Source organism: Pectobacterium cacticida (assembly GCF_036885195.1).
Lineage (GTDB): Bacteria > Pseudomonadota > Gammaproteobacteria > Enterobacterales > Enterobacteriaceae > Pectobacterium > Pectobacterium cacticida.
This window is the reverse complement of the sequence record NZ_CP133656.1, coordinates 3332536-3345995: the sequence shown is the minus strand read 5'-3', so window position 1 is coordinate 3345995 and position 13460 is coordinate 3332536. Positions and strand designations below refer to the sequence as shown.

Genomic DNA, 13460 nt, shown 5'->3' with positions numbered 1-13460 from the left:
TCACAATTTATCACTTTTTATGAACGCATAAACATAGCAAATGCCAATAGCCATCATGGCGACTGAGTAGATGATATAATTTTTATAATTTATTGAAATAAAGTCGCTTACCTTATTTTTCTCAGGGTTTTTGTTGTTAGCCTACGGGGAAATCTCTGAGGTTTTCAACCAAGAATCATGCCGCTCCCAGAATTTTGTTGGCTTATTGTTAATTTACCACGGTAATAGTAGGCACACTAACGCTATCAATTCAGCGTGTTTATCGATCGCGTGTTATTTGCGAATCGCCATGAGTAATGTGCTCTTTTATAGCATTATGGGTGGAATGCAGGTAATCCATATTGAGGAGTTTATGCAGTTTCATATTATTTTAGTTGAACCCGTTCGGGCGGAGAATGTCGGTGCGGCAGCACGGGCGATGAAAACGATGGGTTTCAGTAGCCTGCGCCTTGTCGGTAGTTCACTGCATCAAGACCCCGCAGCACGATGGGTAGCGCATGGATCGGGCGATATTCTGGATAATGCGCAGGCGTTTTCAACACTGGACGACGCTCTGGCTGATGTTGACTTTACGGTGGCGACTACCGCGCGTCATCGTGCCAAGTATCACTATTATTGTACGCCAGCAGAACTGACAGGGGTATTGCAGGAGAAGACCCACTGGATGAACACTGCGGCGCTGGTATTTGGGCGGGAAGATAAGGGACTGACCAATGCCGAGCTAGCACGTGCGGATGTATTGACCGGTGTGCCGATGCAAGCCAGTTACCCCTCGCTGAATCTTGGTCAGGCAGTGATGGTGTATTGTTATCAACTGGCGGAACTCATGGCGGTCAAAGCCGAAAGGATGCCGCAAGCCGATAGCGGACAATTGTCGGCATTACGCCATCGTTTGGAGCAGCTACTGGTTACTTTGGACGTTGATAATGATGAAAATCTGCGCGACTGGTTACAACAGCGGTTAGGGCGTTTAGAGCAGCGTGATACAGCGATGTTGCATAGGCTGCTACATGACATTGAGAAAAAACTGTTGGCGTAAGAGAGTAAAAATGACGTTATAAGTAGCCGAAGATTTTTTTCCTGTCGTTTAGACGATGTTTTATCTGGTTTGTTTTTATTTTTTCAGCGGTTTTTGCGGGTGCTTTTATTCGTTCGGTGAGAAGCATGTGAGAAGAAAAAAAGAAATCCGTTGACTTCAGGGGGCGATTAGCCTAACTAATAGGGCAGATAAACCTGCTTCAAAGAATGAGACTTGATTTTACTATGCGCATTGTCGGCCTGATTACCACAATTATTACCTTCACCGGTACAACCAGTAACGGTGCGGGCTGACGCATTTAAAGATTCCAGAAAAAGCCCGCACCGAAACGTGCGGGCTTTTTTTTTAGCAGATTATCGCTTAACGCCGTCTACAGGTGGCACACAAAAAACGCTCTTAGCGTTTGGTTGGTAAAAATTCAGGAGAAAACATAAAAATGCGAGTATTGAAATTTGGCGGGACTTCAGTCGCAAATGCGGAGCGTTTTGCGCGCGTTGCTGACATTATTGAAAACAACGCGCGCCAGGGACAGGTCGCTACCGTGTTGTCTGCGCCAGCGAAAATTACCAACCACCTGGTTGCCATGATTGAAAAAACCGTTGCCGGGCAAGATATCCAACCTCATCTCAACGACGCCGAAGCGATCTTTTCTTCCCTGCTACAGGGGCTTGCCGCGTCTCAGCCCAGATTTGACCTTGCTCGCCTGAAGGCCCTTGTGAATCAGGAGTTTGCACAGCTCAAACATGTGCTACATGGTATTGCGCTGCTGGGGCAGTGCCCTGACAGTGTCAATGCGGCGATTATCTGTCGGGGAGAAAAACTGTCGATTGCCATCATGGAGGCTGTTTTTCATGCGCGTGGTTACGGCGTTTCTGTCATTAATCCGGTCGAGAAACTGCTGGCGCAGGGGCATTATCTTGAATCGACCGTGGATATCACGGAATCCACCCGTCGCATCGCGGAAAGCGCTATTCCGAAAGAAAATGTGATTCTGATGGCTGGCTTTACTGCCGGAAATGAAAAAGGCGAGTTGGTAGTGTTGGGCCGCAACGGCTCCGACTATTCCGCCGCCGTGCTTGCCGCGTGTTTGCGCGCGGATTGTTGTGAAATTTGGACCGATGTCGATGGCGTTTATACCTGCGATCCGCGGCAGGTGCCTGATGCCCGATTATTGAAATCGATGTCCTATCAGGAGGCGATGGAACTGTCCTATTTCGGCGCCAAAGTTCTCCACCCTCGCACCATCGCTCCTATCGCTCAGTTTCAAATTCCCTGTCTTATTAAAAACACTGAAAACCCTCAGGCTCCCGGCACACTCATCGGCATGGACAGCACGGATAAGCAGTATCCGGTGAAAGGCATTACCAACCTGAATAATATGGCGATGATTAATGTTTCCGGTCCCGGAATGAAAGGCATGGTCGGCATGGCGGCGCGCGTGTTTGCTGCGATGTCGCGGGCGGGTATCTCGGTAGTGCTAATCACGCAATCATCTTCTGAATACAGTATCAGTTTCTGCGTTTCACAGAGTGAATTGGCGCGAGCCAGAAAAACGCTGGAAGACGAGTTCTATTTGGAGTTGAAAGAAGGGGTACTAGAGCCGTTGGATGTGATGGAACGTCTGGCGATCCTCTCCGTCGTGGGCGATGGCATGCGCACGCTGCGTGGTTTGTCGGCTCGCCTGTTTTCCGCACTGGCGTCGGCTAATATCAATATCGTGGCTATTGCGCAGGGGTCATCTGAACGTTCTATTTCCGTCGTGGTTAACAATGATGAGGCGACGACCGGCGTACGTGTGGCTCACCAGATGCTCTTTAATACCGATCAGGTCATCGATGTATTTGTAATTGGCGTAGGCGGCGTTGGTGGCGCGCTACTGGAGCAGATTCATCGCCAGCAGCCGTGGCTGAAAAACAAGCATATCGACTTGCGAGTGTGTGGGATCGCGAATTCAAAGGCGCTCCTCACCAATATTAACGGTATCTCGATGGACAACTGGCGCGACGAATTAGAGAAAGCGCGCGAGCCCTTTAATCTGGGTCGATTGATCCGTCTGGTAAAAGAGTATCACTTGCTGAACCCGGTGATCGTTGACTGTACCTCAAATCAGGCGGTGGCCGATCAGTACGTTGATTTTCTGGCCGACGGTTTCCACGTGGTGACGCCGAATAAGAAAGCCAACACCGGGTCGATGAATTATTATCGTCAATTGCGCAGCGCCGCAGCAAAATCTCGCCGTCGTTTCCTGTATGACACCAACGTTGGCGCCGGTCTACCGGTGATTGAAAACCTGCAAAACCTGCTGAATGCGGGCGATGAGCTGATCCGGTTTACGGGGATTCTCTCTGGTTCGTTATCCTTTATTTTCGGTAAACTGGATGAAGGGATGTCGCTATCGGAAGCGACTATGCAGGCGAAAGAAAAAGGGTATACCGAACCGGATCCGCGCGACGATCTCTCCGGCATGGACGTGGCGCGTAAATTATTGATTTTGGCACGCGAAGCGGGTTATCAACTGGAACTGGGCGATATTGAGGTGGAAGCGGTTCTGCCCGTCGATTTTGATGCTTCCGGCGAAGTCGCCCAGTTTATGCAACGCCTGCCCGCGGTAGACGAGGCGTTTGCTCGCCGGGTTGCACAAGCGCGCGAGGCAGGTAAAGTGTTGCGCTATGTCGGCGTCATTGAAGATGGGCGCTGTAAGGTTAAAATTAGCGCCGTTGGTAGCGACGATCCGCTGTTTAAGGTGAAAGATGGCGAGAATGCGCTGGCATTCTACAGCCGTTATTATCAGCCACTGCCGCTGGTGTTGCGCGGCTATGGCGCGGGTAACGATGTTACCGCTGCTGGTGTGTTCGCAGATTTGCTGCGCACCTTGTCATGGAAGTTGGGAGCATAATTATGGTTAAGGTGTATGCGCCTGCATCAATCGGTAACGTCAGCGTTGGGTTTGATGTGTTGGGTGCGGCGGTTTCGCCGGTTGACGGCACACTGCTGGGGGATTGCGTTTCTGTTGAAGCCGCCGAATCGTTTAGCCTGCGTAATGAAGGGCGTTTTGTCAGCAAGCTGCCAGATAACCCAAAAGAGAATATTGTGTATCAATGCTGGGAACGGTTTTGTCAGGAAATGGGTAAAACCGTGCCGGTGGCGATGACGCTCGAAAAGAATATGCCGATCGGTTCAGGGCTGGGTTCCAGCGCCTGTTCCGTCGTCGCCGGTCTGATGGCGATGAATGAATTTTGTGGTAAACCGCTGGATGAAACCCACCTGTTGACGCTGATGGGCGAGTTGGAAGGACGCATTTCCGGTAGCGTCCATTACGATAACGTCGCCCCGTGTTTCCTCGGCGGCATCCAGTTGATGCTGGAAGAAAACGGTATTATCAGCCAGCCGGTGCCATCGTTCGATGACTGGCTGTGGGTCATGGCGTATCCGGGAATTAAGGTCTCTACCGCCGAAGCGCGCGCGATTCTGCCAGCGCAATATCGTCGTCAGGATTGCATCAGCCATGGTCGTTATCTGGCCGGTTTTATTCACGCTTGCCATACCGGGCAGGCTGCGCTGGCAGCGAAGCTGATGAAGGATGTCATCGCGGAACCTTATCGAACGAAACTGCTGCCCGGTTTTGCTGCCGCGCGTCAGGCTGCCGAAGAATTTGGCGCGTTGGCTTGCGGCATTTCCGGTTCCGGCCCGACGTTATTCTCCGTTTGCAACGATATGGCGAGCGCACAGCGTTTGGCCGACTGGCTACGGGATAACTATTTGCAGAACGATGAAGGTTTTGTTCATATTTGCCGTCTTGATACGACGGGCGCACGACAACTGGGATAACGCATGAAACTGTACAACCTTAAAGATCATAACGAGCAGGTCAGCTTTGCTCAAGCTATCAAGCAAGGGCTGGGTAGCCAGCAAGGGCTGTTTTTCCCGCTGGATCTGCCGGAATTTGAACGCACCGAGATCGATGCGCTGCTGGATTTGGATTTCGTTACCCGCAGCAGCCGTATTCTGTCTGCGTATATCGGTGATGAAATGGCGGCTGAAACCGTGTTCGAGCGCGTAAAAGCCGCATTTGCGTTCCCTGCGCCAGTTGCGCCGGTAGCGGAAGATATCGCCGCGCTGGAACTGTTCCACGGCCCGACGCTGGCCTTTAAAGACTTCGGCGGCCGCTTTATGGCGCAAATGCTGACGGAAGTGTCTGGCGACGAGAAAATTACTATTCTGACCGCGACCTCTGGCGACACCGGTGCAGCCGTGGCGCATGCCTTCTACGGTCTGGAAAATGTCCGTGTGGTGATTTTGTACCCGCAGGGCAAGATCAGTCCGTTGCAGGAAAAATTGTTCTGTACGTTGGGTGGCAACATCCACACCATCGCGGTCGACAGTGACTTTGATGCCTGTCAGGCATTGGTGAAACAGGCATTTGATGACGAGGAACTGAAAAAGGCGATTGGCCTGAACTCGGCAAACTCCATCAATATCAGCCGTCTATTGGCGCAAATTTGTTATTACTTTGAAGCGGTTGCTCAGTTACCGCAAGAAGCGCGTAATCAATTAGTCATTTCTGTACCGAGCGGTAACTTCGGCGATCTGACCGCTGGCTTGCTGGCAAAATCGCTAGGGTTGCCGATTAAACGTTTTATTGCCGCCACCAATGCCAATGACACCGTGCCACGTTTCTTAAGTAGTGGAAAGTGGGAACCACATAAAACGGTAGCGACGTTATCTAATGCGATGGATGTGAGTCAGCCGAACAACTGGCCGCGTGTGGAAGAGCTGTTCCGACGTAAAAACTGGCCGTTAAATACGCTGGGCTTTGGCGCGGTAAGCGATGAGACCACGAAAGAAACTCTGCATGAGCTGGATGCCTTAGGCTACGTCTCTGAGCCGCATGCGGCGATTGCTTATCGTTTGCTGCGCGATCAATTGCAAGCGGGTGAGTTCGGCCTATTCCTGGGGACGGCGCACCCGGCGAAATTTAAGGAAAGCGTAGAAACCATTTTGGGCAAAGCACTGGACCTGCCGAAAGCGCTAGCTGAACGTGCCGATCTGGAGCTACTATCGCACAACTTCCCGGATGATTTTGCGAAGCTGCGTGAATTTCTGCTGTCGCTGCCGAAGTAATGCTGTTGTAAGACATAGCGATAAAGGCTGAAGGCTAAGGGCGGAATTTCCGCCCTTTTTACGTTCTCGGCTTACTGCTCGTGACGCTTGAACACCAGTTCATCAGCCGAAGAGTCCGCAGCCTCGAAGACGTAACCTTCCAAATTAAACGCTTTCAACTGTTCCGGTTGCGTCAGGCGATTTTGGATAATGAAACGGCTCATCAGGCCGCGCGCTTTCTTGGCGTAGAAACTGATGACCTTGAATTTGCCATTTTTTTCATCCAGAAAAATGGGTTTGATCAAATGGGCATTGAGCTTTTTCGGTTTGACGGCTTTGAAATATTCGTCTGATGCCAGATTAATCAGCACGTCGTCACCTTGCTCACGCAACGCCTGATTCAGTTTTTCCGTAATGATGTCGCCCCAGAAACTGTAGAGATCGTTACCTGCCTTATTCTCCAGTTTGGTGCCCATTTCCAGCCGATAGGGTTGCATCAAGTCCAGCGGGCGTAACACGCCATACAGGCCTGACAGTATACGCAGATGCTGCTGGGCGAAATCGAAGTCATCCTCGCTGAAATCATTGGCGGCCAACCCGGTATAGACATCGCCCTTAAATGCCAGCAGCGCCTGCCGCGCATTTTCCGGTGTAAACTTTGGGTGCCAGTCGCTAAAGCGACCGGCATTTAGGTCAGCGAGTTTATCGCTGATGTGCATTAGCGAGGCGATTTGCGCTGGCGTCAGCGTTTTACATACATCAATCAATTGGCTGGAATAATCCAGAAGTTCCGGTTGGGTATAACGCGTCGTTGCCAACGGACTGGTGTAGTCGAGTGTTTTTGCGGGGGAAAGCGTAATAAGCATGCGCCATGTCCTATCGTTCAGTTTTTCTATACTGCCACTATAACAACAACGCCGTAAAAAAACGGCGATAGCAATAATCCGCATTATCTTTTGTGCTTCGGTCTAACAGCAAGGAAAAGGACTCCTGTGCCATCGCAAGTATGGGCAAGGTAAGGCTGGCTTGCGCCGGAAAGTGCGCGTGTTATTATCAGGTTTCGGTACGAAACAGATGGCCTCCAAATTAGATAACAGATCGTTCACCGATGCGTTATTTTCATTCACGAGCTCCACGTATAAACAACGAGACATGCCAACATGACGGATAAACTGACTTCCCTACGCCAATTGACCACGGTTGTCGCCGATACTGGCGATATTGCGGCAATGAAACTGTACCAACCGCAAGATGCGACTACCAACCCTTCATTGATTCTTAACGCGGCGCAGATCCCTGAATACCGTAAGCTGATTGACGAGGCGATAGCCTGGGCGCGTGAGCAGAGTAGCGATCGTCAACAGCAGGTGGTCGATGCTACGGACAAACTAGCCGTTAATATAGGTCTCGAAATTTTAAAATTGATCCCAGGCCGCATCTCAACCGAGGTGGACGCGCGTTTGTCTTATGACACCGCCGCCAGCGTGGCAAAGGCCAAACACCTGATCAAATTGTATAACGATGCGGGCATTGGCAACGAACGTATCTTGATTAAACTGGCGTCAACCTGGCAAGGCATCCGTGCGGCGGAACAACTGGAAAAAGAAGGCATCAACTGTAATCTGACGCTGCTGTTCTCCTTTGCTCAAGCGCGTGCCTGTGCGGAGGCTGGCGTGTTCCTGATTTCGCCGTTCGTTGGTCGTATCCTTGATTGGTATAAAGCCAATGGCGATAAGAAAGAATTTGCGCCGCACGAGGATCCCGGCGTGGTTTCCGTTAGCGAGATTTACAATTACTACAAACAACACGGCTATGAAACCGTCGTGATGGGGGCAAGCTTCCGTAACGTCGACGAGATTCTTGAACTGGCAGGGTGTGACCGTCTGACGATCGCGCCAGCGTTGCTGAAAGCGCTGTCAGAAAGCCAAGGCGAAGTGGTGCGTAAACTCTCTTACACCGGCGAGATAAAAGTCCGTCCGGCGAAAATGACCGAAGCCGAATTCTACTGGCAGCACAATCAGGATCCTATGGCGGTTGATAAACTGGCTGAAGGGATTCGCAAGTTTGCTATCGATCAGGAAAAGCTGGAAAAGATGATTGCCGATTTACTGTAAGTCATTCTGCCGATAAAAATAGCCGGGATTCCCGGCTATTTTTTTATAGTGAGGTGCTCATGAACGTATTGCGTATTGGTTTGGTCTCCGTATCCGATCGTGCTTCCAACGGCGTTTATCAGGATAAAGGCATCCCGGAACTGGAATCCTGGTTCCGCGCTGCCTTAACGACGCCTTTTGAAGTGGAGACGCGGTTAGTGCCTGACGAACAAGCGATTATTGAACAAACGCTGTGTGAACTGGTCGATGAACGCGGCTGTCATCTGGTGTTGACAACCGGGGGGACCGGGCCTGCGCGTCGTGACGTCACACCCGATGCTACGCTGGCCGTTGCCGATAGGGAAATGCCGGGGTTTGGCGAGCAAATGCGCCAGATTAGCCTGCGCTTTGTTCCTACTGCGATTCTTTCGCGACAGGTTGGTGTGTTACGCAAACAGGCGCTGATTCTTAACTTGCCAGGGCAGCCCAAGTCAATTAAGGAAACGCTGGAGGGTTTAAAAGACGCCGAGGGGAAGGTGATAGTCGCCGGTATTTTTGCCAGCGTGCCGTATTGTATTCAATTGCTGGAAGGCCCCTATATTGAAACCAACCCGGATGTAGTAGCAGCTTTTCGTCCTAAAAATGCCGTGCGCGAAATAAAAAACTAAAGTTGAGCGATTTGAAACATAAGATTCAGTTTTGCTGGTGTATACGAATTTTTCCAATATAGTAATTATTACTTTACACTCTGTGGTGAATTTTTCACTCTGGCAATGCACGGTGTCTCATGATTCAAGCTCAACACGTCGGCCCTCGTCGGTTAAACCGACAGGACTATAAAACATTGTCTCTGGCTGCGCTGGGTGGCGCGTTAGAGTTCTATGACTTTATTATTTTCGTCTTTTTTGCTGCGATAATTGGCGATCTGTTCTTTCCGCCGGATATGCCGGAATGGCTACGTCAGGTGCAAACATTCGGTATTTTCGCGGCGGGTTATCTGGCGCGGCCGCTTGGGGGCATCATTATGGCCCATTTTGGCGATAAGCGCGGGCGCAAGCGAATGTTTAGCCTCAGTATATTGCTGATGGCATTACCGACGCTGGGAATGGGGCTACTGCCGACGTATGAGGCGATTGGTATTGCCGCACCGCTACTGTTGCTATTAATGCGGGTGTTACAAGGCGCAGCAATTGGTGGAGAAGTTCCCGGCGCATGGGTCTTCGTTGCTGAGCATGTGCCGCGTGGTCGCATCGGTTTTGCCTGCGGTACGCTAACGTCCGGGCTGACGATGGGCATCCTACTTGGGTCATTAATCGCGACACTACTCACCACTGTGCTTACGCCGGAGCAACTGTTGGCTGGCGGTTGGCGTGTGCCATTCTTTATTGGTGGGGGATTCGGTCTTGTTGCAATGTATTTACGACGCTGGTTGCAAGAAACGCCTATCTTTACGGCAATGCAGGCGCAGAAGAAACTGGAAGAAGACCTGCCGTTAAAATCGGTGGTTTTAAACCATAAACGGGCGGTCGTGGTATCAATGCTACTCACCTGGCTGCTGTCTGCGTGTATCGTCGTTGTCATTCTGATGGCGCCTACTTACCTGCAAAAGATCCACGGCATTCCTGCCGCGCTCGCCTTGCAGGCGAACTGTCTGGCGACTATCGCGTTAATGATCGGCTGTATTGGTGCAGGGCTGATGGTTGACCGTTGGGGGGCCAGCAAGCTATTTATTGTAGGGAGTCTGGCGTTGGCCGCCTGTAGTTGGTTTTTCTACAGTTCGGCAGCGGATAGCACGACACTGCTCTTTGTGAGCTATGCGCTTGTCGGGCTCAGCGTTGGCGTGGTGGGCGGTGTGCCATATGTCATGGTGAGAGCGTTTCCGGCAGCCGTGCGGTTCTCTGGCATTTCCTTTTCCTATAACGTCTCTTATGCCATTTTCGGCGGGTTGACTCCCGTCTTTGTCACGTTAATCATGGCGGTGACACCATTGGCACCTGCATTCTATGTTTTGGCGCTGGCAGCGGTAGGGCTACTGTTAGGTCTATATTTGCAGCGCGACCTGGATGCGGACGCGCGAGATTTATCCGTCAATGGTGCGCACGATCGTCCGCTTATTAACGTGTAAGCCTTATCCAGAAGTAAACGGATAAATTGATCAGAAAAACGCGCCCGACCGGTTGGCTGGGCGCGTTGAGGTTTAACGCAGGATGGTGCTATGGGGCAATTAGTGAGATGCGCCACGTGCGCCAATGGGGAGTACCGTGCGGCCAAATTTTTCGTTCAGCACTTCAGCCATTGCCAGATAAACTGCGCTAGCACCGCAGATAATGCCTTCATAACCGGCGAAGGTTAGCAATGCGTGATTGCCGGTAATGTTCCCTATCGCCAGTAAGGCGAACAGCACGGTCAGGCTGCCGAAAACAAATTGCAGCGCACGGTTAGTCCCGAATGTCCCAAAGAACATAAATAGAGTGAAGACACCCCATAGACAGAGGAAGACGCCAAGAAATGTTGCATCACTGGCTTCCGCCAGACCCATTTTAGGCAGAACGAGAATTGCAACCAGCGTCAGCCAGAACGCGCCGTAAGACGTGAATGCCGTTACGCCGAAGGTATTGCCTTTTTTGTATTCCAGCAGGCCCGCGAGAATTTGGGCAATGCCGCCGTAGAAAATGCCCATACTGAGAATGATAGAAGAGAGGGGAAAAAAGCCTGCATTATGCAGGTTCAACAGAATAGTAGTCATCCCGAAGCCCATTAGCCCTAGCGGACCCGGATTTGCCAACGTGTTCGTGCTCATAAATCCTCTGCGATAACAGATTAATTAATTATTTATAGCCCCTTGCTTTGACGAATTATTCCGTTTAACGAATAAGCCAGTCATGTGGGGATAGCTATTTTTTTAAGTATTATTGCTCGTCATTACGCAGGGAAATACCCTCATATCACAGCGAGCGCGGCATTATATCGGGCGTTGAAAAGGGAAACAATATGCAAAAAGAGGAATAGTTTGATCGCACCGGGGATAAGAGGCATTTTTTTTCATTGCCCCCCTTGATGAAATAAATGTTGTCCCCATCTTATTTGCAACCGAAACAGTTTGACCTGCCGTAAAGGCTGTCGGGCCGTTACATCGGTGGTTAGCATGAAAGCTGAGAAATGTGTGCTGCTGATGAAAACGAGGGGGTGTCGTTGAAAAATGACATTTCGCCCGCACAATAGGTTTAACCACCACACCGAATATGACTTTTTAGTGGAGATGTTTAGATGGGTAAGATTATTGGTATCGACCTGGGTACAACCAACTCTTGTGTCGCGATTATGGACGGTACGCAGGTCAAAGTACTGGAAAATGCTGAAGGTGAACGCACCACACCTTCAATTATTGCTTATACGCAAGAGGGAGAGACTCTGGTTGGCCAACCTGCTAAACGTCAGGCAGTGACCAACCCACAAAATACCCTTTTTGCTATTAAACGTTTGATTGGCCGTCGTTTCACCGATGAAGAAGTTCAGCGCGATGCTAACATCATGCCGTACAAAATTATCGCCGCTGATAATGGTGATGCCTGGTTGCAAGTGAAAGATCAGAAAATGGCGCCACCGCAGATTTCGGCTGAAGTGTTGAAAAAAATGAAGAAAACGGCCGAAGATTATTTGGGCGAAACCGTTTCCGAAGCAGTGATCACTGTTCCTGCTTACTTCAATGATGCTCAGCGTCAGGCAACGAAAGATGCAGGCCGTATCGCTGGGCTGGAAGTTAAACGTATCATTAACGAACCGACGGCTGCCGCGTTGGCATATGGCTTGGATAAAGAAGTCGGTAACCGCACTATCGCCGTTTACGACCTGGGTGGCGGTACGTTCGATATTTCTATTATTGAGATCGACGAAGTTGATGGTGAAAAAACCTTCGAAGTTCTGGCGACCAACGGTGATACCCATCTGGGTGGGGAAGACTTCGACAGCCGCATGATCAACTACCTGGTTGACGAATTCAAGAAAGAGCAAGGGTTTGACCTGCGTAACGATCCGTTGGCCATGCAGCGTCTGAAAGAAGCGGCAGAAAAAGCCAAGATTGAACTGTCTTCTGCTCAGCAAACCGACGTGAACCTGCCGTACATCACGGCGGACGCTACCGGACCTAAGCATCTGAATATCAAAGTGACGCGCGCGAAGTTGGAGTCGCTGGTCGAAGATCTGGTGAACCGTTCGTTGGAACCGCTGAAAGTCGCGTTGAAGGATGCGGGCCTATCGGTTTCAGATATTAAGGACGTGATTCTGGTCGGCGGTCAAACGCGTATGCCTCTGGTGCAGAAGAAAGTCGCAGAGTTCTTCGGTAAAGAGCCGCGTAAAGACGTGAACCCGGACGAAGCCGTTGCTATTGGCGCTGCGGTTCAAGGCGGTGTTCTGTCTGGTGATGTGAAAGATGTTCTGCTGCTGGATGTTACGCCATTGTCTCTGGGGATCGAAACCATGGGTGGCGTAATGACTCCGTTAATCGCGAAGAACACGACTATCCCGACGAAACACAGTCAGGTATTTTCGACAGCAGAAGATAATCAGTCTGCGGTAACGATCCATGTTCTGCAGGGTGAACGTAAACGTGCGCAAGATAACAAATCTCTGGGGCAGTTTAACCTGGATGGTATTCAGCCTGCGCCGCGCGGTATGCCGCAGATCGAAGTCACTTTTGATATCGACGCCGATGGTATTTTGCACGTTTCGGCGAAAGATAAAAACAGTGGTCGCGAACAGAAAATCACCATCAAGGCTTCTTCTGGTCTGAATGAAGAAGAAATCCAGAAGATGGTGCGCGATGCGGAAGCGAACGCTGAAGCTGACCGTAAGTTTGAAGAGCTGGTTCAGGCCCGTAACCAGGGCGATCATCTGCTGCACAGTACGCGTAAGCAACTGGAAGAAGTGGGTGATAAACTGGCGGCTAATGACAAAACTGCCATTGAGGACGCACTTAAGGCACTTGAAAGTGCGCTGAAAGGCGAAGATAAGGCAGAAATCGAAGCGAAAATTCAGGCGCTGGTGCAGGTTTCCGGCAAGTTGCTGGAAGCGTCTCAACCACAGCAGGGGGCGGAGAATGCCGCGGATGATGCCGCTGCTCGCCGCGATGATGATGTCGTCGATGCTGAGTTTGAAGAAGTCAAAGATAAAAAGTAATCGCCCTTGAGCGGGCGCAGTAGCAGTCATTAGGCTATTGCTGGCAATCAGCA

Annotated in this window: 10 protein-coding genes and 1 other annotated feature; of the genes, 8 read left to right on the top strand and 2 right to left on the bottom strand. The window is 50.7% G+C overall.

Annotation, left to right across the window (positions count from 1 at the left end; genetic code table 11):
- Positions 1-352: 352 nt before the first annotated feature.
- From RFN81_RS15330 to thrC, 4 genes are all read left to right on the top strand, one after another.
- Complete coding sequence (locus tag RFN81_RS15330) at positions 353-1039, top strand: tRNA/rRNA methyltransferase (protein ID WP_264496647.1); 687 nt, start codon at positions 353-355, stop codon at positions 1037-1039.
- Between the two features lie 231 nt (positions 1040-1270).
- Positions 1271-1386, top strand: a sequence feature (Thr leader region).
- Between the two features lie 89 nt (positions 1387-1475).
- Complete coding sequence (gene thrA, locus RFN81_RS15325) at positions 1476-3935, top strand: bifunctional aspartate kinase/homoserine dehydrogenase I (RefSeq protein WP_264496646.1); 2460 nt, start codon at positions 1476-1478, stop codon at positions 3933-3935.
- 2 nt (positions 3936-3937) lie between these two features.
- A complete protein-coding gene (gene thrB, locus RFN81_RS15320; protein WP_264496645.1) occupies positions 3938-4867 on the top strand; it encodes a homoserine kinase in 930 nt (309 codons plus the stop codon).
- Positions 4868-4870: 3 nt separating this feature from the next.
- Entirely contained in the window at positions 4871-6160 is a 1290-nt protein-coding gene (gene thrC / locus RFN81_RS15315) for a threonine synthase (protein WP_264496644.1), read from the top strand.
- Between the two features lie 71 nt (positions 6161-6231).
- Here the strand turns inward: thrC and yaaA are convergent, their stop codons facing one another.
- Positions 6232-7005, bottom strand: a complete 774-nt coding sequence (yaaA, locus tag RFN81_RS15310) for a peroxide stress protein YaaA (RefSeq protein WP_264496643.1) — start codon at positions 7003-7005, stop codon at positions 6232-6234.
- Positions 7006-7299: 294 nt separating this feature from the next.
- On the opposite strand from yaaA, the gene tal reads away from it, so the two are divergent.
- The 3 genes from tal (at position 7300) to RFN81_RS15295 (ending at position 10357) form a co-directional block, all read left to right on the top strand.
- Positions 7300-8253 (top strand): transaldolase, encoded by a 954-nt coding sequence (gene tal, locus RFN81_RS15305; RefSeq protein ID WP_264496642.1) that lies wholly within the window; start codon positions 7300-7302, stop codon positions 8251-8253.
- A 59-nt stretch (positions 8254-8312) separates the two neighbouring features.
- On the top strand, positions 8313-8900 hold the full coding sequence (mog, locus tag RFN81_RS15300) for a molybdopterin adenylyltransferase (protein WP_264496641.1): 588 nt from the start codon (positions 8313-8315) through the stop codon (positions 8898-8900).
- Between the two features lie 119 nt (positions 8901-9019).
- Positions 9020-10357 (top strand): MFS transporter, encoded by a 1338-nt coding sequence (locus RFN81_RS15295; protein ID WP_264496640.1) that lies wholly within the window; start codon positions 9020-9022, stop codon positions 10355-10357.
- A gap of 99 nt (positions 10358-10456) precedes the next feature.
- On the opposite strand, the gene satP is transcribed toward RFN81_RS15295, so the two are convergent.
- Positions 10457-11032 carry an acetate uptake transporter gene (gene satP / locus RFN81_RS15290; protein ID WP_264496639.1) on the bottom strand — a complete coding sequence of 192 codons (576 nt, stop codon included), beginning with the start codon at positions 11030-11032 and terminating at the stop codon, positions 10457-10459.
- Between the two features lie 467 nt (positions 11033-11499).
- Here satP and dnaK point away from each other — a divergent pair, with 467 nt between their 5' ends.
- The gene (dnaK, locus tag RFN81_RS15285) at positions 11500-13407 is read left to right on the top strand and encodes a molecular chaperone DnaK (RefSeq protein ID WP_264496638.1); all 1908 of its coding nucleotides are present in this window, start codon (positions 11500-11502) and stop codon (positions 13405-13407) included.
- The last annotated feature ends 53 nt before the right edge of the window (positions 13408-13460 follow it).

Excerpts from the sequence above, each read along its gene's own strand:
- RFN81_RS15330 (WP_264496647.1), top strand. The coding sequence starts at position 353 with ATGCAGTTTCATATTATTTTAGTTGAACCCGTTCGGGCGGAGAATGTC.
- thrA (WP_264496646.1), top strand. The coding sequence starts at position 1,476 with ATGCGAGTATTGAAATTTGGCGGGACTTCAGTCGCAAATGCGGAGCGT.
- thrB (WP_264496645.1), top strand. The coding sequence starts at position 3,938 with ATGGTTAAGGTGTATGCGCCTGCATCAATCGGTAACGTCAGCGTTGGG.
- thrC (WP_264496644.1), top strand. The coding sequence starts at position 4,871 with ATGAAACTGTACAACCTTAAAGATCATAACGAGCAGGTCAGCTTTGCT.
- yaaA (WP_264496643.1), bottom strand. The coding sequence starts at position 7,005 with ATGCTTATTACGCTTTCCCCCGCAAAAACACTCGACTACACCAGTCCG.
- tal (WP_264496642.1), top strand. The coding sequence starts at position 7,300 with ATGACGGATAAACTGACTTCCCTACGCCAATTGACCACGGTTGTCGCC.
- mog (WP_264496641.1), top strand. The coding sequence starts at position 8,313 with ATGAACGTATTGCGTATTGGTTTGGTCTCCGTATCCGATCGTGCTTCC.
- RFN81_RS15295 (WP_264496640.1), top strand. The coding sequence starts at position 9,020 with ATGATTCAAGCTCAACACGTCGGCCCTCGTCGGTTAAACCGACAGGAC.
- satP (WP_264496639.1), bottom strand. The coding sequence starts at position 11,032 with ATGAGCACGAACACGTTGGCAAATCCGGGTCCGCTAGGGCTAATGGGC.
- dnaK (WP_264496638.1), top strand. The coding sequence starts at position 11,500 with ATGGGTAAGATTATTGGTATCGACCTGGGTACAACCAACTCTTGTGTC.